The 19,777-nt window shown below is 64.0% G+C and carries 16 protein-coding genes and 7 tRNA genes; 7 read left to right on the top strand and 16 right to left on the bottom strand.

The genetic code is table 11. The features are described 5' to 3' along the window. Positions 1-116: 116 nt before the first annotated feature. The 3 genes from U5A52_RS12050 to aceA all read left to right on the top strand — a co-directional run bounded on the left by U5A52_RS12050 (position 117) and on the right by aceA (position 4,264). Positions 117-386 carry an acyl-CoA-binding protein gene (locus U5A52_RS12050; protein WP_321908836.1) on the top strand — a complete coding sequence of 90 codons (270 nt, stop codon included), beginning with the start codon at positions 117-119 and terminating at the stop codon, positions 384-386. A gap of 437 nt (positions 387-823) precedes the next feature. Beyond that, the gene (locus tag U5A52_RS12055) at positions 824-2,536 is read left to right on the top strand and encodes a DEAD/DEAH box helicase (protein ID WP_321908838.1); all 1,713 of its coding nucleotides are present in this window, start codon (positions 824-826) and stop codon (positions 2,534-2,536) included. A gap of 420 nt (positions 2,537-2,956) precedes the next feature. After that, positions 2,957-4,264, top strand: coding sequence for an isocitrate lyase (gene aceA / locus U5A52_RS12060; protein WP_321934875.1), 1,308 nt, complete (start codon positions 2,957-2,959; stop codon positions 4,262-4,264). Positions 4,265-4,551: 287 nt separating this feature from the next. Here the strand turns inward: aceA and U5A52_RS12065 are convergent, their stop codons facing one another. Further along, on the bottom strand, positions 4,552-4,986 hold the full coding sequence (locus U5A52_RS12065; protein ID WP_321908842.1) for a universal stress protein: 435 nt from the start codon (positions 4,984-4,986) through the stop codon (positions 4,552-4,554). A gap of 202 nt (positions 4,987-5,188) precedes the next feature. Next, entirely contained in the window at positions 5,189-6,091 is a 903-nt protein-coding gene (locus tag U5A52_RS12070; protein WP_321908844.1) for a LysR family transcriptional regulator, read from the bottom strand. A 165-nt stretch (positions 6,092-6,256) separates the two neighbouring features. On the opposite strand from U5A52_RS12070, the gene U5A52_RS12075 reads away from it, so the two are divergent. Further along, positions 6,257-7,039, top strand: a complete 783-nt coding sequence (locus U5A52_RS12075; RefSeq protein ID WP_321908845.1) for a haloacid dehalogenase type II — start codon at positions 6,257-6,259, stop codon at positions 7,037-7,039. Between the two features lie 69 nt (positions 7,040-7,108). After that, positions 7,109-8,701, top strand: a complete 1,593-nt coding sequence (gene aceB / locus U5A52_RS12080; protein WP_321934876.1) for a malate synthase A — start codon at positions 7,109-7,111, stop codon at positions 8,699-8,701. 111 nt (positions 8,702-8,812) lie between these two features. Here the strand turns inward: aceB and U5A52_RS12085 are convergent, their stop codons facing one another. Further along, positions 8,813-9,220, bottom strand: coding sequence for a gamma-glutamylcyclotransferase family protein (locus tag U5A52_RS12085; protein WP_321934877.1), 408 nt, complete (start codon positions 9,218-9,220; stop codon positions 8,813-8,815). Between the two features lie 170 nt (positions 9,221-9,390). Between U5A52_RS12085 and U5A52_RS12090 the strand changes: the two genes are divergently transcribed. Beyond that, positions 9,391-10,308, top strand: a complete 918-nt coding sequence (locus tag U5A52_RS12090; protein WP_321934878.1) for a helix-turn-helix transcriptional regulator — start codon at positions 9,391-9,393, stop codon at positions 10,306-10,308. Between the two features lie 18 nt (positions 10,309-10,326). On the opposite strand, the gene U5A52_RS12095 is transcribed toward U5A52_RS12090, so the two are convergent. From U5A52_RS12095 to gltX, 9 genes are all read right to left on the bottom strand, one after another. Then, a complete protein-coding gene (locus U5A52_RS12095) occupies positions 10,327-10,791 on the bottom strand; it encodes a GNAT family N-acetyltransferase (protein WP_133181337.1) in 465 nt (154 codons plus the stop codon). A 176-nt stretch (positions 10,792-10,967) separates the two neighbouring features. Beyond that, positions 10,968-11,044, bottom strand: a tRNA-Asp gene (locus tag U5A52_RS12100). Positions 11,045-11,125: 81 nt separating this feature from the next. Then, a tRNA-Glu gene (locus U5A52_RS12105) sits at positions 11,126-11,201 on the bottom strand. 60 nt (positions 11,202-11,261) lie between these two features. Further along, a tRNA-Asp gene (locus tag U5A52_RS12110) sits at positions 11,262-11,338 on the bottom strand. 94 nt (positions 11,339-11,432) lie between these two features. Beyond that, positions 11,433-11,508 (bottom strand) — tRNA-Glu (locus U5A52_RS12115). Positions 11,509-11,579: 71 nt separating this feature from the next. Then, positions 11,580-11,656, bottom strand: a tRNA-Asp gene (locus U5A52_RS12120). Between the two features lie 75 nt (positions 11,657-11,731). After that, positions 11,732-11,807 (bottom strand) — tRNA-Glu (locus tag U5A52_RS12125). Positions 11,808-11,862: 55 nt separating this feature from the next. Further along, a tRNA-Ala gene (locus U5A52_RS12130) sits at positions 11,863-11,938 on the bottom strand. 235 nt (positions 11,939-12,173) lie between these two features. Continuing rightward, positions 12,174-13,595 carry a glutamate--tRNA ligase gene (gene gltX, locus U5A52_RS12135; protein WP_321934879.1) on the bottom strand — a complete coding sequence of 474 codons (1,422 nt, stop codon included), beginning with the start codon at positions 13,593-13,595 and terminating at the stop codon, positions 12,174-12,176. 487 nt (positions 13,596-14,082) lie between these two features. Between gltX and U5A52_RS12140 the strand changes: the two genes are divergently transcribed. Further along, positions 14,083-15,027 carry a patatin-like phospholipase family protein gene (locus U5A52_RS12140; RefSeq protein ID WP_321934880.1) on the top strand — a complete coding sequence of 315 codons (945 nt, stop codon included), beginning with the start codon at positions 14,083-14,085 and terminating at the stop codon, positions 15,025-15,027. Between the two features lie 101 nt (positions 15,028-15,128). Here the strand turns inward: U5A52_RS12140 and U5A52_RS12145 are convergent, their stop codons facing one another. The 4 genes from U5A52_RS12145 to U5A52_RS12160 all read right to left on the bottom strand — a co-directional run bounded on the left by U5A52_RS12145 (position 15,129) and on the right by U5A52_RS12160 (position 19,761). After that, positions 15,129-15,839: a C40 family peptidase gene (locus U5A52_RS12145; protein WP_321908858.1), complete on the bottom strand. Its 711-nt coding sequence runs from the start codon at positions 15,837-15,839 to the stop codon at positions 15,129-15,131. A 160-nt stretch (positions 15,840-15,999) separates the two neighbouring features. Next, entirely contained in the window at positions 16,000-17,619 is a 1,620-nt protein-coding gene (locus U5A52_RS12150) for a dipeptide ABC transporter ATP-binding protein (RefSeq protein WP_321934881.1), read from the bottom strand. Then, the gene (locus U5A52_RS12155) at positions 17,616-18,722 is read right to left on the bottom strand and encodes an ABC transporter permease (protein WP_158757636.1); all 1,107 of its coding nucleotides are present in this window, start codon (positions 18,720-18,722) and stop codon (positions 17,616-17,618) included. Before U5A52_RS12155 ends, U5A52_RS12150 begins: the two co-directional genes overlap by 4 nt. Before the next feature lies 1 nt (position 18,723). Continuing rightward, entirely contained in the window at positions 18,724-19,761 is a 1,038-nt protein-coding gene (locus U5A52_RS12160; protein WP_321908863.1) for a microcin C ABC transporter permease YejB, read from the bottom strand. Positions 19,762-19,777 lie beyond the last annotated feature (16 nt).

Genomic DNA, 19,777 nt, shown 5'->3' on the forward strand with positions numbered 1-19,777 from the left:
TGCCGCCCCTTGGCTCATTCGGGCCAGCCATCAGTGGAGGAATCGCTCCAGCTTTTTCGGGATTTGCGCTGCTACCATCGGCGCGCTGACCTGAACCACCAAGCGGAGGAAACAACATGAGCGACGTGAACACGCAGTTCGCCCAAGCCCAGCAAGACGTGCAGCAACTGCCGGAGCGCCCCGGCAATCTGACGCTGCTGCGCCTCTACGCACTCTTCAAGCAGGCGACCGAAGGCGACGTGCACGGCGACAAGCCCGGCTTCACCGACATCGTCGGCAAGTACAAGTATGAAGCGTGGGCCGCCCTGCAAGGCACGACGCAGGAAACCGCGAAGCAGCAATACGTCGAACTCGTCGAATCGCTCAAGAGCGGCGCCACGAGCTGATCTGGCCCTTTCCTGAGAACCGCCTGGCGCACGCCAGGTAAAAGCGGTGCGTGACGACACGGGCGACCCTCCCCGCTGCGTCATGCCGCCGCGCCCGTACCCTCGCGGTGCGTCGCTCTGGCGCGCCGCAACAAAACGAGATATACTGCGTGCTGCGTTGCGCTCCGGTCGCTCGTTCGATCAGCACAACGCCTCGTAGCGTTAAGCTCCAATCCAGTTTAGAACCTGTCCCCCCCTGCTTGGCCCTGTTTTCGGGCCGTCAAGTATCAGGCTGGCGACTGGCCAATCCCGGCCGAAGTCGCACCCAAAACAGCTTCTAACGAAAAATCCGCCATTGCGCGCGGGTTGCCCCCGTTTTTCGATTTGTTCGCAAAATCCGACGACTTGGGTATGCCGATTGGCGCCGACGTTCTATTTCCTGTGTAACAAGGATTTTCATGACTTCGAGCAATACCCAAAGCCCCCTGGACGCAATCGCCGATCAGGCCCTCGGTCTTCCCGCCGCCGCCGACGCTTCCGCTGAAGCCCCCGCGCAGGCCGCAGATGCAACCGACGGTTCGGAATTCGCGTCGCTCGGTCTGTCGCCGGAGATCGTCTCCGCGCTGATCGCAGCGGGCTACAAGGCCCCGACGCCCGTGCAGGAACGCGCCATTCCTGCCGCCATCGCCGGCCGCGACCTGCTGGTCTCGAGCCCGACCGGTTCGGGCAAGACCGCAGCATTCATGCTGCCCGCCATCGAGCGCTTCGCGCAGATCCAGAAGGCCCAGGCCGCCCAGCCGCGCGAACCGCGTCCGCAAGGCCAGAACGGCCAGCAAGCCGATCGCCGCCAGCGCCGCCCGCAACCGGTCGCGCGCCCCGGCCTCCTCGTCCTCACGCCCACGCGTGAGCTCGCGATGCAGGTGACCACGGCCGCTTCGACGTACGGCAAGCACCTGCGCCGTCTGCGCACCGTGAGCATTCTCGGCGGCGTGGCATACGGCCAGCAGCTCATGCTGCTCGCGAAGAACCCCGAGATTCTCGTGGCGACGCCTGGCCGTCTGCTCGATCACCTCGAGCGCGGCCGCATCGACCTGTCCGAACTGAAGATGCTCGTGCTCGACGAAGCCGACCGCATGCTCGACATGGGCTTCATCGACGACATCGACACGATCGTCGCCGCGACGCCCGAAACGCGTCAGACGATGCTGTTCTCGGCCACGCTCGACGGCAAGATCGCTTCGATCACCGGCCGCCTGCTGAAGGACCCGGAGCGTATCGAGATCGTGCGCAAGGTCGAAGCGAACTCGAACATCGCGCAAACCGTGCACTACGTGGACGACCGCGATCACAAGGATCGTCTGCTCGACCACCTGCTCCGTGACGAAAGCCTCGACCAGGCCGTGGTGTTCACCGCCACGAAGATGGACGCCGACCAGCTCGCCGGCAAGCTTGCCGACGCTGGCTTCGAAAGCGCCGCACTGCACGGCGACCTGCCGCAAGGCGCGCGTAACCGCACGATCCGTGCGCTGCGCGAGCGCCGCGTGCGCGTGCTCGTCGCGACCGACGTCGCGGCGCGTGGTATCGACATTCCCGGCATCACGCACGTGTTCAACTACGACCTGCCGAAGTTCGCCGAAGACTACGTGCACCGTATCGGCCGTACCGGCCGTGCAGGCCGCTCGGGTGTGGCGGTGAGCCTCGTGCATCACGCCGAACAAGGCGCGCTCAAGCGCATCGAGCGTTTCGTGCGCTCGCCGCTGCCCGTGAACGTCGTGGAAGGCTTCGAGCCGCGCAAGGCGCCGCCGGCTAACCGCGGCTTCGGCGGCCGCGGCCGTCCGGGTGGTGGCAATGGCGGTGGCCGTCGCTTCGGTAACGGCAACGGCAAGCCGGGTGGCTACGGCGCCCGTGGCGGCAATGGCGGCAACGGTGGCGGCGATCGCAACGGCAACAGCTGGGGCAACAAGCCGGAAGGCTCGCGCGGCGGCTACGGCGCTCGCGAAGGCGGCTACGGTTCGCGGGAAGGCGGCTTTGGCGGCGGCTCGCGCGGCGGTGAAGGCAACCGCGGCGGCTACGGCCAGCAACGCGAAGGCTATGGCCGCTCGCGCGAAGGCGGTGGCGGTTACGGCGCGCGCCGTAACGACGGCCCGCGTGGCGCACGTCGCGACAGCTAAATCGTCGACAAGCGGCGCACGGCGCGGCCTTTGAGCCTCCCCGCCGCCGCAGCAACAGGCTCAGGACCGGTGCTTAGGCACCGGTCTTTTTTTATCTCCGCCCGGATTTCACGATATGAAAAAATTTTTTGCCTCGTAAAAAATCGTGCTGCGTGGCACAAAGCGCTCGATTGCAAGATGGAAAATTGCCTTTCACATTGCAAAAATAATTTTTTAACTCGTTGATTTTACTTAAATAAAAAAGCATAAAAAAGCCCAATTGCCGTCTGTTGCTGGTCGATCGATTTGCCTAGACTCTTATATAAGAGTTCACGAAACGAAACGCTCAAATCCAGAAGCTGGCGCCTTCGTTTCGCGAGATTCAGCGGTTCAGCAGTTTCGTTTCAGCGATCCACTATCAGGCAAACGAAGGAGCACATCATGTCGACTCGTCAACAGCAAGCCCGGCAACTCCAGCAGCAATGGGAAACCGATCCGCGCTGGAGCGGCATCAAACGCAACTACAGCGCTGACGACGTGGTGCGCCTGCGCGGTTCGATCCAGCCTGAGCATACGCTCGCGAAAAACGGCGCCGAAAAGCTCTGGCAAGGCGTGAACACCGAGCCGTTCATCAACGCATTGGGCGCGCTCACGGGCAATCAGGCCATGCAGCAAGTGAAGGCCGGCCTGAAGGCAATCTATCTGTCAGGCTGGCAGGTCGCGGGCGACGCCAACCTCGCCGGCGAAATGTACCCGGACCAGTCGCTCTACCCTGCAAATTCGGTGCCGCAGGTCGTCAAGCGCATCAACAATACGCTCACGCGCGCCGACCAGATCCAGTGGTCCGAAGGCAAGAATCCCGGCGACGAAGGCTACACCGACTTCTTCCAGCCGATCGTGGCCGACGCTGAAGCCGGCTTCGGCGGCGTGCTGAACGCGTTCGAACTGATGAAGGCGATGATCGAGGCGGGCGCGGCGGGCGTGCACTTCGAAGACCAGCTTGCCTCGGTGAAGAAGTGCGGGCACATGGGCGGCAAGGTGCTCGTGCCGACGCGCGAGAATATCGCCAAACTCACGGCCGCGCGTCTGGCCGCCGACGTCTGCGGCGTGCCGACCGTGCTGCTCGCCCGCACCGACGCGGAAGCCGCCGACCTCGTGACGTCCGACATCGACGACAACGACAAGCCGTTCCTCACCGGCGAGCGCACCGTGGAAGGCTTCTTCCGCACGAAGAACGGCCTCGAGCAGGCCATCTCGCGCGGTCTCGCCTACGCGCCGTACGCCGACATGATCTGGTGCGAAACGGGCAAGCCGGATCTGGAGTTCGCGAAGCAGTTCGCCGAAGCGATCCACAAGCAGTTCCCGGGCAAGCTGCTCTCGTACAACTGCTCGCCGTCGTTCAACTGGAAAAAGAACCTCGACGACGCGACGATCGCCAGATTCCAGCGCGAACTGGGCGCAATGGGCTACAAGTTCCAGTTCATCACGCTTGCGGGCTTCCACTCGCTCAACTACTCGATGTTCAACCTTGCGCACGGCTACGCGCGCCAGAACATGAGCGCGTTCGTCGAACTCCAGCAGGCCGAGTTCGCCGCCGCCGAAAAGGGCTTCACCGCTGTGAAGCACCAGCGCGAAGTGGGCACGGGTTACTTCGACGCCGTGACGCAAACGGTCGAGCGCGACGCCTCGACTACGGCGCTGCACGGTTCGACGGAGGACGAGCAGTTCTTCGACAAGAAGGTGGCGTAAGACCACCGGCGGTAACGGCAGTAACGGCGGCGCAAGCCGCCGCGCACGAACAGGCAGCCGGCACGCGTACCTTGGCGGGGCGCGCCGGACGCTTACCGGCGCGGCCCGGGCGCATGCCGCAAGGCGTTTCAGGGAGGAAGCGATAAGAGACACAGGCCGCGCGTGCCGGACAGAATCCGGCTCGCGGCTCGCCCAGCCAACGCACCGGGCGAGCGTGGCCTCGTGCTTCATCGCGAATCCGCGAAGAAGCGCCCGCTCGGGACGACGCCGGCAGCCCACCAAAAAAACTAGCGATACACGATCACCGGAATCTTCGTATGGGTGAGCACGCGCTGCGTCTCGCTGCCGATCAGCAGGCTGCCGAGCCCGCGACGCCCGTGCGAAGCCATGAATATCACGTCGCAGCCACCGGATTCGGCGGCTTCGATGATGCCGAGATACGGTGCGGGATGCACGCTCGTGAGGCTGTCGCAGATCACGCCCGCATTGCGCGCCGCCGCCTCGATTTCGTCCAGATGCACTCGCGCCTCTCGCTCACTGCGCGTCTGGAAGTCCCCGGGCGGCTCGATCACCACGTCGGCGTATGGCGAGTACGGATATTGCGGCAGGCACGCGTAGGCCGTGACGCGCGCGCCCACAGTGCGTGCGAGGTCGATCGCGCCGTCGATCGCCTTCTTCGACAGCTCCGAACCGTCAGTCGGTACGAGAATGTGCTTGAACATGGCGCCCTCCGTGGCCTGGCGGATTACGGGCAAGACAAGGGTCAAACGCGGTCAAACGCGGGATTCGAAACGCAGGCAAGCAGTCAGCCAGCGTCTCGCGCAGGCGGGCGCCTTGGCCCACAGGTCGATTGTAGTGCGCGAAAAATCGGCGCAAGCCGTGCGTGCGGGTCAATCCGGATATCGGAAACACGCACGGCGGCCCCTATCCCCAGTAACCGGGTTGACCGTAGGTATGCTTGAGAAAGTCGAGAAAGAGGCGCACGCGCAGCGGCAAATGGCGGCGCTGCGGAAACACGGCGTGGATGCCGATGGGCGGCGCGGCGAACGCGTCGAGCACCGTCACGAGGCGGCCCGCCGCAATATCCTCGCCGACTTCCCACCACGAGCGCCACGCCAGACCGTGGCCAGCGAGACACCACTCGTGCAGCACCGCGCCGTCCGAGCATTCCATCGTCCCCGCCACGCGGATCGACACCACTTTGCCCTCCTGCTGAAACGCCCAGCCGCGCTGCTGGTTCAGGCTCGCGCCGAAAGCGAGGCAGTTGTGACGCGCGAGATCGGCGGGCGCTTCGGGCTCGCCGCGGCGCGACAGATACGCGGGCGCCGCCACGCACACGCGCCGGTTTTCGCCGAGCTTGAGCGACACGAGGGACGAATCGGGCAATTCGCCCAGCCGCACGGCGCAGTCGAAGCCCTCGTTCACGAGATCGACGAGCCGGTCCGAGAGATCGAGCGCGATGCTCACGTCCGGATGCGCGACCGTGAAATCGGGCACGAGCGGCGCGACGTGCCGCCGCCCAAAGCCTGCCGGCGCGGACACGCGCAGGTGCCCGCTCGCCTTCACGCCGCCCTCGGACACGCTCGCCTCCGCGTTCTGCATGTCGTGAATGATGCGCTGGCAGTCCTCGAGGAACGCCGAGCCTTCGAACGTGAGCGTGATGCGCCGCGTGGTACGCACGAGCAGCTTCACGCCGAGCCGCTCCTCGAGCGCATCGATGCGCCGGCCGATGATGGCAGGGGCCACGCCCTCGGCCTGGGCGGCGGCGGAAAGGCTGCCCTTGGCGGCCACGGTAACGAAGGTTTCAATCTGTTTGAAGCGGTCCATCAGCGGTCATGGCGCGCACTGGGCGACAGAAACAGTGGAAAAGAGAGATCAGGCCGACAGATTAGGTGGGTAAAAGTAAAAGATCAAGTGATCAATCCCGCCTTTTTCAGTGATACGACTCATGAATACAATCGACCTCGACCTCTGAAGACGGAGTGCAAGGCTATGTCGGCCACAACGACACTATCGACAACACGATTTCCGAAGGCAGTGATCTTCGACGCGTACGGCACGCTCTTCGACGTGCATTCGGTCGTCGCTGCCGCCGAACAGATGTTCCCCGGCCAGGGCGAGGCGCTCTCGCAGCTCTGGCGCCTCAAGCAGATCGAGTACACGCAGCTGCGCACGCTCTCCGACCCGGCCGGCGCGCGCTACCGCCCGTTCTGGGACATCACGCTCGACGCGCTGCGTTACGCCGCGCGCCGCCTGAACCTGTCGCTCACGGGCGCGGGCGAAAAGCGTCTCATGGACGAATATGCCTGCCTCTCGGCCTTCCCCGACGTGCTGCCCGCGCTGCGCCGCCTGCGTCAGATGCACGAAGGGCGCGAAGACGGCACGCGCATGGGCCTTGCGATCCTATCGAACGGCAACCCGCAAATGCTCGACATCGCGGTGAAGAGCGCCGGCATGAGCGGCCTTTTCGACCACGTGCTGTCGGTCGATGCCGTGCGTGCCTACAAGCCGGCCGCCGCCGCATATTCGCTCGGCACCGATGCGTTCGACGCCGCGCCGCGCGACATCGTGTTCGTGTCGTCGAACGGCTGGGACGCCGCGGGCGCCGGCTGGTTCGGCTACACCACGTTCTGGATCAACCGCCAGCGACTGCCCGCCGAAGAGCTCGGCGTGGCGCCGCATGGCACGGGCGGCGGCATGGCAGAACTCGCCGCTTTTCTCGAAACCGCTGCGCCCGAAAGGCAAAGCCGCCCTCGCCCCAGCCCGGGCGCGTGACGGACAAGCCGCTCGACGCGAGCCACAACAACCACACATTCACAGTCTGACCGACCAAGGAGCAAGCAAATGGCGAACACGTTGCAACTGCCGCAAGGCATGCAGATCACGGCTGAAATCCAGCCCGGCTTCGAAACGATCCTCACGCCCGAAGCGCTCGAACTCGTTGCGAAGCTGCATCGCGCGTTCGAGCCGCGCCGCCAGGAACTGCTGAAGGCACGCGTCGAGCGCACGAAGCGCCTCGACGCCGGCGAGCGCCCCGACTTTCTTGCCGAAACGAAATCGATCCGCGAAGGCGACTGGAAGATCGCGGCGCTGCCGAAGGATCTCGAATGCCGCCGCGTGGAAATCACGGGCCCGGTCGAGCGCAAGATGATCATCAACGCGCTGAACTCGGGCGCGGACGCGTACATGACCGACTTCGAGGACTCGAACTCGCCGAACTGGGAAAACCAGATCGTCGGCCAGCTCAACTTGAAGGACGCCGTGCGCCGCACGATCTCGCTGGAACAGAACGGCAAGACCTACCAGCTCAACGACAAGACCGCCACGCTGATCGTGCGACCGCGCGGCTGGCACCTCGACGAGAAGCACGTGACGGTGGACGGTCAGCGTGTGTCGGGCGGCGTCTTCGACTTCGCGCTCTACCTCTTCCACAACGCGAAGGAACTGATTTCGCGCGGCAGCGGCCCCTACTTCTATCTGCCGAAGATGGAAAGCCATCTCGAAGCGCGCCTGTGGAACGACATCTTCGTCGCGGCGCAGGAAGGCGTGGGCATCCCGCGCGGCACGATCCGCGCGACGGTACTGGTGGAGACGATCCTCGCCGCGTTCGAGATGGACGAAATCCTCTATGAACTGCGTGAGCACAGCTCGGGCCTCAACGCGGGCCGTTGGGACTACATCTTCTCGGCAATCAAGAAGTTCAAGAACGACAAGGACTTCTGCCTCGCCGACCGCTCGCAGATCACGATGACGGTGCCGTTCATGCGCGCTTACGCGCTCGAATTGCTCAAGACCTGCCACAAGCGCAACGCACCGGCTATCGGCGGCATGAGCGCGCTGATCCCGATCAAGAACGACGCGGCCGCCAACGACAAGGCCATGGGCGGCGTGCGCTCGGACAAGGCGCGCGACGCAACGGACGGCTACGACGGCGGTTGGGTCGCGCACCCGGGCCTCGTGCCCATCGCGATGGAAGAGTTCGTGAAGGTGCTCGGCGACAAGCCGAACCAGATCGGCAAGCAGCGCCCGGACGTGAACGTTGCGGGCAAGGATCTGCTCGACTTCCGTCCGGAAGCGCCGATCACCGAAGCCGGCCTGCGCAACAACATCAACGTGGGCATCCACTACCTCGGTTCGTGGCTCGCAGGCAATGGCTGCGTGCCGATCCACAACCTGATGGAAGACGCGGCGACCGCCGAAATCTCGCGCTCGCAGGTGTGGCAGTGGATCCGCTCGCCCAAGGGCAAGCTCGAGGACGGCCGCAAGGTCACGGCCGAGTTCGTGCGTGATCTGATCCCGCAGGAGCTGGACAAGGTGAAGGCGTCGGTGGGCGGCGACACCAAGCCGTACGAGCGCGCCGCGCAGATCTTCGAGCAGATGTCGACGTCGGAAAACTTCGTCGAGTTCCTGACGCTGCCGCTGTACGAAGAGATCTGATTCATCGGTATTGCTAACGAATAGCCGATGCAAAAGGCCCGACGGATGAGAATCCGTCGGGCCTTCGTGTTTTCATGCGCCGCGCTCACGGGAGCGCCGCGCGTCTTCGGGTCAGCGCGCGCGCCGATGCGTGACCCAGTCGCCGCCCGCAATCTCGGGGCGTCCTGCAATGGCGGCAGACGCAACCGGATAGTAGAGGCAAGCAATGCGTTCGCCCTGCACCTCGATATCCACTTCCTTCGACACGAAGAGACCATCGACGCCCGGATAAACCTGCTCGATTTCGTCGAGTACGGCGAGGAGCGCGTCGTCGATTTCGTAGACGTCGCCGACGACCGTCGATTGCGCATCCGGCGCTTCGGCCACCATCCCCGGATAGCTGCCGAAATCGAAGAGCCGACCGGCAAGCGTGGTGAGACCGAGATGACGCGGGCGCGCAATCGCGTTGCGATCCGCCGCGAGGTTGATGTCGTTGATCTCGCCCGCGCGCAGCGTGCCGTAGACGAACACATATTTCATGGCTTTTTTTCTCCTTCAGGGTGGCTCGCGCCACACGAGCACGCTATCGATCCGTCCACATTATGCCCGGCCATTAATGCATGCGGCCCAGGCCGCCGCGCGCGAGACGTCTACAATGGGTGCGCCAGACTTGGCGACCCCGTCGCCCAACCCGCCGCACCGTGCCCGTCATGCCCGAGGATTCGCCCAACGCTACGGTTAAAACCGCGGCCAGCACCGCAAGCCACCTTGCGCCGCCGCGCGCCGAACTCATCGATATCCCGCCCGAGTTCGCGCCTACGCCCACGCATCCTATCCGTGTGCGCTCGCGGCCCATGCCGGCCGGGGTATGCATCGCGCAACACACGCACGCGTGGGCCCAGCTCGCCTACTCGTCGCGCGGCGTGCTGCGCATGGCGACGCCCGGCACGACGTGGATGGTGCCGCCCTCGCGCGCCATCTGGGTGCCGCCTCACATCACGCACGAAGTGGCGATCGTCGAGGACGCGTTCCTGCGCACGCTCTACGTAGACGAATCGGTGATTCCGCCCGGCCTCGACGCGTGCCGCGTGGTCGAGGTCTCAGGTCTGTTGCGCGAGACGATCGCCGCGCTCGACGAGCGTGGCATTCCTACGGCGCGCGAGCGCCTGCTCGGCGCGCTGGCGCTTGACGAGATCACGCGCTCGGCGCCGCTGCCGCTCGCCGTGCCGATGCCTGAGGAAAAACGCCTGCGCGCGCTGTGCGAGGCGCTGATCGCCGATCCGGCGGGGCCCGGCTCGCTCGAATACTGGGCCGCACACGTCGGCGCGAGTACCCGCACGATTGCGCGGCTCTTTCGCCAGGAACTCGGCGTGAGCTTTTCACAGTGGCGCCAGCAGGCGATCCTCGCCCGCGCCATTCCGCTCCTCAATCAGGGACGCCCGATGGCCGTCGTGGCGCAGGAACTCGGCTACCAGAGCCAGAGCGCGTTTTCAGCGATGTTTCGCCGCGCATTCGGCGAGAGCCCGCGCGCCTTCATCGCGCGCGGCTCGGGCGATCGCGACGAGGACGAACCCGAAGATTCCGTGACCGCCAGTCGCAACGATCATCGTGACGATAGTGCGCATTGAACAAGGTACCGGCTGCGTTCAGACCAGCCGTGTCATGTGGCGAATCGAGCCAAGCCGCGCAAGCCTCGGACCCGCCACGCGGTACCCCATGCGCAGATAAAGACGCGCGGCCGGGTTATCGACGAACACGCGCAGTTGCAGTTCGCGCAAGCCCCGCTCGCGGGCCCATTGGTGCGAGATGTCGAGCAGGAACGTGCCGGCGCCGTTGCCGCGATAGCCTTGGGCGATCTGCACATCGCGAATGTGCAGCGAGTCGCCCTCCTGCGTCACGCGCAGCACGCCGATCGCCTCGCCGTCGAGTTCGAGAATGAAATTCTCCGACTCGCGATAGCTCGCCAGAAAGAGATCGCCGCGCCAGACGAGGTGATGCCGCAAATAGTAGCCACCCATGTTGTTGCGCGTGAGCGTCTCCGCGAACTCGAAATCGTCCATGGTGGCGCGGCGCAGCTGAAACGGCGACGCAATGTCGTTGGGTGCGAACATGTCGGCAAGCGGGGAAACGAGATTTCGACAACGCTACGATAACGCGCGACCGTCGGCAATCGCAGATTGTCCGTACGGAAAAATGAAATGGCGCGTAGGGAAAGGATGAGGAGAGAAGGAAGAAACGTCTGCGGAAAAAGAAAAAGCCCGTTGGACGTATCCAACGGGCTTCATTCTGGCGGAGCGGACGGGACTCGAACCCGCGACCCCCGGCGTGACAGGCCGGTATTCTAACCGACTGAACTACCGCTCCAGCTTGCTGCTCACCGGCGGGCGTCGGTCGATTCCCGCTGGCGGCGTCGCCACACTACTTTTTTGGCGCCGCATTTTCATTTGGCGTCCCCTAGGGGATTCGAACCCCTGTACTCACCGTGAAAGGGTGATGTCCTAGGCCTCTAGACGAAGGGGACAACACAGGCTTACGCCTTTTGAACTGCATTCCGCTCGCTACTACCGAACGGCTTTGAATCTGGCGGAGCGGACGGGACTCGAACCCGCGACCCCCGGCGTGACAGGCCGGTATTCTAACCGACTGAACTACCGCTCCAGCTTGCTGCTCAACCTGCGGGCGTCGGTCGATTCCCGCTGGCGGCGTCGCCACACTGCTCGCAGTGTTACTTCTTTGGCGCCGCATTTTGATTTGGCGTCCCCTAGGGGATTCGAACCCCTGTACTCACCGTGAAAGGGTGATGTCCTAGGCCTCTAGACGAAGGGGACAACACGGGCTTGCGCCTGTAATCGTCACTTTAACTAAAAAGCCCGCTCACAGTTTCTGAACGGGCTGGATCTGGCGGAGCGGACGGGACTCGAACCCGCGACCCCCGGCGTGACAGGCCGGTATTCTAACCAACTGAACTACCGCTCCAGTTCGACACAGTCAGATGGATATCAGTTGATTTCCATCTGATGCCTCGCCAATCTCATTGACGACGCTCATGTCTGGCGTCCCCTAGGGGATTCGAACCCCTGTACTCACCGTGAAAGGGTGATGTCCTAGGCCTCTAGACGAAGGGGACATGATCTTTTCAGATAATGCCGTTACCACACTCTACTGCGTACTACACGTTCTGTTGGTGGAGGTAAGCGGGATCGAACCGCTGACCTCTTGCATGCCATGCAAGCGCTCTCCCAGCTGAGCTATACCCCCTTGCAGAACAGAAGCGAGATTTTAAACATCAATTTCGCTTTCGTCAAGAGCTTTTGAATCGTTTTTTGAAGCGCTTCGAGGTTTCTTTGAAACATCGTTGCCCGATTCTGCGGCTCTTTGCGTGAGATTTGCTGCTAATTCGCGGCTATCTCGCGCTCCGTATTCAACGGAGCCCGAATACTACAAGAACTGCCGCCCGGGCGCTAGGGTCCGGGCGAAAAATTCTTCAAAAAATTTACTTTGCAGCCGAAATGCCCTTCTCGATACGGCTCACCACCGCATCGCGGCCGAACAGCACGAGCACCGCATCGACCGACGGCGTATGCGTCGTACCGGCCACGAGCAAACGGGCGGGCATCGCGAGCTGCGGCATTTTCAGCTTGTGCGCGGCGAGCGTGGCCTTGAGCGCGGCCGAGACGCCCTCCTTCGTCCACTCAGCGCCCTTGAGCGCGGCGGCGAGGTCGGCGAGCGCAGGACGCACCGCTTCCGTGATGTGCTGCGCGAGCGCTTCGGCTTCCGGCTGCGGTTCGCGGTAGAACATCATCGCGCTCTCGGCGATCTCCTTAATCGTGTTCGCGCGGTCCTTGAAGAGCGAGACCACGCCTTCGAGCGACGGGCCCTTGGCAAGCGCGGCCTCGTCCACGCCGAGCGCAGCGAAGAACGGCCTGGAGAGCTCGGCGAGCCGCGCGTTGTCCACTTCCTTCAGGTAGTGGTTGTTGAGCCAGTTGAGCTTGTTGTGGTCGTACTGCGCGGGCGACTTGCCCAGATGCTCGAGGTCGAACCACTCGACGAACTGCTCGCACGTGAACACTTCGGCGTCGCCGTGCGACCAGCCCAGACGCGCGAGATAGTTGAGCACCGCTTCGGGCAGATAGCCGGCGTCGCGATAGCCCATTACGCTCATCGCGCCGTGGCGCTTGCTCATCTTCTCGCCCTGCTCGTTGAGCACGGTGGGCAGGTGCGCATAGACCGGTGGCTCGCCGCCGAGCGCGCGCAGGATGTTGATCTGGCGCGGCGTGTTGTTCACGTGGTCGTCGCCTCGAATCACGTGGGTGATCTTCATGTCGAGGTCGTCCACGACCACGCAGAAGTTGTAGGTCGGCGTGCCGTCCGGGCGTGCGATCACGAGGTCGTCGAGCTCCTCGTTCGAGATCTCCACGCGGCCCTTGACGGCGTCGTCCCATGCCACCACGCCCGTGAGCGGGTTACGGAAGCGCAGCACCGGCTGCACGCCCTCCGGCGGCGTGGGCAGCACCTTGCCCGGCTCCGGGCGCCACGTGCCGTCGTAGCGCGGCTTTTCGCCGGCGGCGCGCTGGCGCTCGCGCAGTGCGTCGAGTTCTTCGGTCGACATGTAGCACGGGTACACGAGACCCTGCTCCTGCATCTCTTTGAGCACTTCGCGGTACCGGTCCATGCGCTGCATCTGGTAGAACGGGCCTTCGTCGAAATTCAGGCCGAGCCACTCCATGCCTTCGAGGATCGCGTCGACCGATTCCGATGTCGAACGCTCGAGGTCGGTGTCTTCGATCCGCAAGACGAAGACGCCCTTGTTGTGGCGCGCAAACGCCCACGGGTACAGCGCGGAACGGATGTTGCCGAGGTGGATGAAGCCAGTCGGGCTCGGCGCGAAGCGGGTACGGACGACAGAGGTAGTCATGGGCGATTACTCGAGGACGATGCCATCCGCGGCGCGGCGCTGGCGATAGAAGCAGCCACGGCGGCGGACGGCCGGGGTTCGCGGCGCATTCGGCCCGCGCGGCAGCGCCGGGGCGCACAAGCTCGCGCGCGAACGGGAATCCGGAAAATTAGAGACGGGATTATACCCGCCAGGCACGGCTTCGGCCTGGGGGCGCGGTCCGGCGCACGCCTGTCGGTGCTGCGCTTGTCTCATGCGAGTCTTACTCAAATCTCGCGCGGACGCCCGCGCGCTCGCAAACCGGCAGGCGCTTTGTCATCTTCCGACACATCGCGTTACATGCACGCTCGCTAAACCGGCCGCGCTTTGCCTTATGATGTCGGCGCGCCGCCACCACGCTGCGGCGTCGCGCGCGCAAACACAGATACTCAGCCGCCCGCGCGAGCAGACCGGGGTACCGCATCGCGTTCCTGACCGAACACGAACGCGGACCGCATGGAGAACCTTCTTGAAGCAGTCATCGCCTTCGTTGAGCCGCCGCCACTTTTCGCTTGCGGCCGCCTCCACCGTCCTTGCCGCCTGCACGACCGCGGGCACGCAGACCGCCAGCGTCCCGCCGCCCGTCACCACTGCGCCCTCGCCGCCGGTCGGCAAGCCGACGCGCCCGATTCGCGTGGGCCTCGCGCTCGGCGGCGGCGCCGCGCGCGGCTTCGCGCATATCGGCGTGATCAAGGCGCTCGAGGCGCGCAATGTGCAAGTCGACTTCGTGGTCGGCACGAGCGCGGGCTCGGTCGTCGCGGCGCTGTACGCCTCGGGCATGAACGGTTTCGCGCTCAACAAGCTCGCGCTGTCGATGGACGAAGCTTCGATCAGCGACTGGGCGATGCCCTTCCGCACGCGCGGCCTCCTGCAGGGTGTGGCGCTGCAGAACTATCTGAACACCACGCTGCGCGAGCGCCCCATCGAAAAAATGGCGAAGCCGCTCGGCGTTGTCGCGACTGACCTGCGCACGGGGCAGCCCATCCTGTTCCAGCGCGGTAACACGGGTATTGCCGTGCGTGCGTCGTGCAGCATCCCGTCGATTTTCGAGCCGGTGAAGATCGCGGGCCACGAATACGTGGACGGCGGCCTCGTGAGCCCTGTGCCGGCCTCGTTCGCACGCAAGATGGGTGCCGATTTCGTGATCGCCGTGGACATTTCGTCGCGCCCGGAAACGGCCTCGACGCTCAGCCAGTTCGACGTGCTGATGCAGACCTTCACGATCATGGGCCAGACGATCAAGACCTACGAACTCGACAAGTACGCCGACGTCGTGATCCGCCCGAACCTCAACGCGATGTCGAGCAGCGACTTCACGCAGCGCAACGCGGCGATTCTCGCGGGCGAGGAAGCGGCGGCGCGCATCATGCAGGAACTCGAGCGCAAGCTTGCAGCGGCGCGCCTGACGGCCTGACCGCTAGACCCCAAGCGCCCCTTGGGCGGGCGTGCAAACACAAAAAGCCTGCTTCGCGAGAAGCAGGCTTTTTAGCTACCGGGTGCGCTACAAAGCCCCGATCAGTTGCCGCCGTTGGGGTCGAACTGTGCGCTCACGCGCTTGAGGCTTTGCTGCTGGTCCGGCGTGAACGACGTCTCGACACGGCGTGCGCCCGTGAAGCGCTTTTCCCAATAGCCGTCGTCGAGGTCGTCAACACGGATCGTGCTGCCGGTGGACGGCGAATGCACGAACTTGTTGTCGCCGATGTAGATACCGACGTGCGAGAACGTGCGGCGCATCGTGTTGAAGAACACGAGGTCGCCCGGCTTCAGGTTGCTCATGCTGACCTTCTCGCCCACGCGGCTCATTTCTTCGGCGCGGCGCGGCAGCGACATGCCGAGCGTGTCCTGGAACACGTAGCGCACGAAGCCGCTGCAATCGAGGCCGGAGTCAGGCGAGTTGCCGCCCCAGCGGTAACGCACGCCAATCATATTGAGTGCGCCGACAACGACGTCGCCGGCTTTGCCGGCCATGCCGGAGAGGAACGCCTTGGCGCCGCCTTCGGTCGGGGCCGGAGCCGCCGCCGGGGTCGCCTGGTTGGCATTCTGGAGTGCGTTCTGAACTGCAGGGATGGACTGCGGATTCGCCGAGCTGCTCGGCGAAAATGAGGCATTCTGGTTAAAGCTGCTTACTTCGTCGGCGAACGCGCCGGGAGCTGCGGCCATCAGTACGCCGATGAACATCCCGGCGACGACGCGCGTGCAAGCCTGGGTCAGGTATCGGTGCTGCATTGGTCGGTAGAAATTGCCCGTAAATCAGGGAGTTAGTAGAAAAGTTTGGACGATACTAGCCAGTAAGTATTTGTGTGTCAAAACAAATAGAAAAATTCAATCGCGACATTCACCTCATTGGTGAATTTCACCGAAATTCACCCTAAAGTTCCGCCAAAGCCTAGCGATCGAATGCGGCTTTCAATAATTTTCGGGTGTAAGGATGCGCCGGTCTATCGAAGATATTCGAGACCTCTCCCGACTCGACGATTGCCCCGTTCTGCATCACTGCGATCCGGTGCGCCATCGCGCCGATCACCTCCAGGTCGTGGCTGATGAACACGTAGCCCAGGTTGTACTTGCGTTGCAAATCCGTCAACAATCTCAACACCTGTTGCTGGATCGACACGTCGAGCGCACTGGTCGGTTCGTCGAGCACAATGACGCGCGGCTCCAGTACCAGCGTGCGCGCAATGGCAATCCGCTGGCGCTGGCCGCCCGAAAACTCGTGCGGGTATCGTTGCAAAGCGGTGCGATCGAGGCCCACTTCGCGCAGCACGCCGACCACGCGCTTGCGCCGCTCCTCGGTGGAGAGATCGGGCCGATGCAGCGCGAGCCCCTCCCCCACGATGCGCTCGATGGTCTGGCGCGGAGAAAGCGAACTGAACGGATCCTGAAAGACAACCTGCAGATGCGAGCGCAACGAAAGCCGCTCGCGCCCCTGATAGCTCGCGATCGGCCGCCCCTGGAACTCGACGACACCGCCCGCCGTTCGTTGCAACCCCAACATCGCCATCGCAAGCGTCGTCTTGCCCGAGCCGGACTCGCCGACGATGCCGAGCGTCTCGCCCTGGCGCACCGCGATGTTCGCGTCGTTCACGGCGCGATAGCGCCCCTTCTGCCACCAGCCGCGAAAACCCGGCAGCTTTGTTGAAAAGTCGACGATCACGTCCTTCGTCTGCAGCAGAACCGGCGCGATCGGCAGCACGGGGAGCACGTGGCGCTCCGGCCGGCTCGCGATGAGCCGCTGCGTGTACGGGTGCTGCGGCGCCTCGAAGATTTGCTCGACGCTGCCCGACTCCACGAGCCTGCCCTTCTCCATCACGGCCACGCGCTGCGCGAAGCGGCGCACGAGGTTCAGGTCGTGCGTGATGAGCAGCACCGACATACCGCGCCGCGCTGCCTCCTCGCGCTGCAGTTCGAGCAGCAGATCGACGATCTGCCCGCGGATCGTCACGTCGAGCGCGGTGGTCGGCTCGTCAGCGAGCAACAGGCGCGGACGGCACGCGAGCGCCATGGCGATCATCACGCGCTGTCGCTGGCCGCCCGAGAGCTGATGCGGATAGCTCGACACGCGCCGCCGCGCCTCGGCAATGCCCGTGCGCTCGAGCAGCCCCACCGCCTGCTCGTAGGCCGCTTTCTTCGACACGCCGTCGTGCAGCACGATGGTTTCCGCGATCTGCTCGCCGATCGTGTAGAGCGGATTGAGCGCCGTCATCGGCTCCTGGAAGATCATCGCGATGTCGCTGCCGCGCAGGCCGCGCATCGCGCGCTCACTTTTCGCGAGCAGATCCTCGCCGTCGAGCCGGATCGTTCCGCTGATCTGCGCGTCCTGCAAGAGCCGCAGAACCGCCAGCGCAGTCACAGTCTTGCCCGAGCCGGATTCGCCGACGAGCGCCACGCGCTCGCCGCGCCCGATCGCGAGCGTGATGTCGTCGACGGCAAGTGTCTCGTCAAAGCGCACGCTCAAATGCTCGATCGAAAGCAGCGGCGCGGCGATGTTTTCCGGCTGGGCGCTCACTGGTTGCCTCCGGCCTTCATGGCGTCGGAAATGCGCGTATCGAGCGCGTTGCGTAGCGCGTCGCCCATGAACGTGAGCAACAGCAGCGTGATGACGAGCACGCCGAATGTCGACATCGAGATCCACCATGCGTCGAGATTGCCCTTGCCCTGCGCGAGCAATTCGCCGAGGCTCGGTGTGGGCGGAGGCACGCCAAGGCCGAGGAAATCGAGGCTCGTGAGCGCGAGAATCGCTCCGCTCATACGGAACGGCAGAAACGTAATGACCGGCGTGAGACTGTTGGGCAGCACGTGGCGCCAGATGATCTGCCAGTTCGAAAGACCCATTGCGCGCGCGGCGAGCACGTAGTCCTGGTTGCGGTTGCGCAGGAACTCGGCGCGCACATAGCTCGCGAGCCCGATCCAGCCGAATAGCGACAACAGGACAATGAGCAGGATGAACCCCGGCTCGAAGATCGCCGCGAAGATGATGAGCAGGTAGAGCTCCGGCATCGAGTTCCAGATTTCGATCAGCCGTTGCCCGACGATATCGACCTTGCCGCCGAAATATCCCTGCACCGCCCCCGCCAGAATGCCGATAACCGTACCGATCGCCGTCAGCACGAGCCCGAACTCCACGGACACGCGAAAGCCATAGAGCAACCGCGCGAACAGGTCGCGTCCGCTCGCGTCGGTGCCGAGCCAGTTCTGCCGCGACGGTGGCGCGGGATTCGGCACCTTCGAAAAGTAGTTGAGCGTGTCGTAGTAGTACGGATTAGGCGGATAGATCGCGAAGTTGCCGGGCGCGTCGAACCGGTGGCGGATATACGGATCGAGGTAGTCGGCAGGCGTCGGGAAGTCGCCGCCGAACGTCGTCTCCGGGTACGCCTTGAAGAGCGGAAAGTACAAGTGACCGTCGTAGCGCACGACGAGCGGCTTGTCGTTGCACCAGAGCGGCGCCGCGAGGCTCGCCGCGAAGGCCACGACAAAGATGATGAGGCTCCAGTAGCCGAGCCGTTGCTGCTTGAAGCGCAGCCACACCCGCCGCGCGGGCGTGGGCGACTTGAAGGCGCGCACGGACTCGGTGCGCAGCTCGGACTCGGCGCCGGCACGGACTCGGTTCAACTCAGCGCTCCAGTTGTTCGAATTGAATGCGGGGATCGACCCACACGTAGCAAAGATCGGAGATCAGATTCGTCAGGAGTCCGATCAACGTGAAGAGATACAGCGTGCCGAGCACGACTGGATAGTCGCGCCGCACGACGGACTCGTATGAAAGCAGCCCGAGCCCGTCGAGCGAGAAAAGCGTTTCGATCAGCAGGCTGCCCGTGAAGAACGCGCCGATGAACGCGGACGGGAAGCCCACCACGAGCGGCAGCAACGCGTTGCGAAACACGTGCTTCCAGAGCACGGTGCGCTCCGAGAGGCCCTTGGCGCGCGCCGTCAGCACGTATTGGCGGCGGATCTCTTCGAGAAAGGCGTTCTTGGTCAGCATGGTCGTGACGGCAAAGCTGCCCACCACCGAGGCTGTAACCGGCAGCGCGATGTGCCAGAGATAGTCGAGAATCTTGCCGCCGAGCGAAAGCGTGTCCCAGTTATCGGAGGTGAGATTGCGCAGCGGAAAGAGCTGCAGGAACGAGCCGCCGCCAAACAGCACAAGCAGCAGCACGCCCAGCACGAAGCCCGGAATCGCGTAACCGACGAGCACGACGAGGCTCGTCACGAGATCGAAGCGCGAGCCGTTGCGCACCGCCTTCGCGATGCCCAACGGCACCGATATCAGATAGGTGAGGAAGAAGGTCCAGAGACCAATGCTGATCGAAACCGGCAGCTTCGAAATGATGAGCGACCAGACGCTCTGGTGATGGAAATAGCTCTGCCCGAGATCGAAGCGCGCGAAGCGCCCGAGCATCAGGAAATAGCGCTGCAGCGGCGGCTTGTCGAAGCCGTAGAGCTGCTTGAGCTGCGCGATCTGCTGCGCGTCCACGCCCGAATGCGCGCGCATGCCGAACGGCATGCCCTGCTCCGCCCCGCGTCGCAACTCTCGCACTGCCTGCTCGACGGGGCCGCCCGGCACGAACTGGATCACGCCGAAGGTCAGCGTGAGCACGCCGAACAGCGTCGGGATCATCAGCAGCAGGCGTTTGACGATGTAGCTCCACATGATTCGTTGCTTCCGT

Source organism: Paraburkholderia sp. J8-2 (assembly GCF_905220195.1).
Classification (GTDB): domain Bacteria; phylum Pseudomonadota; class Gammaproteobacteria; order Burkholderiales; family Burkholderiaceae; genus Paraburkholderia.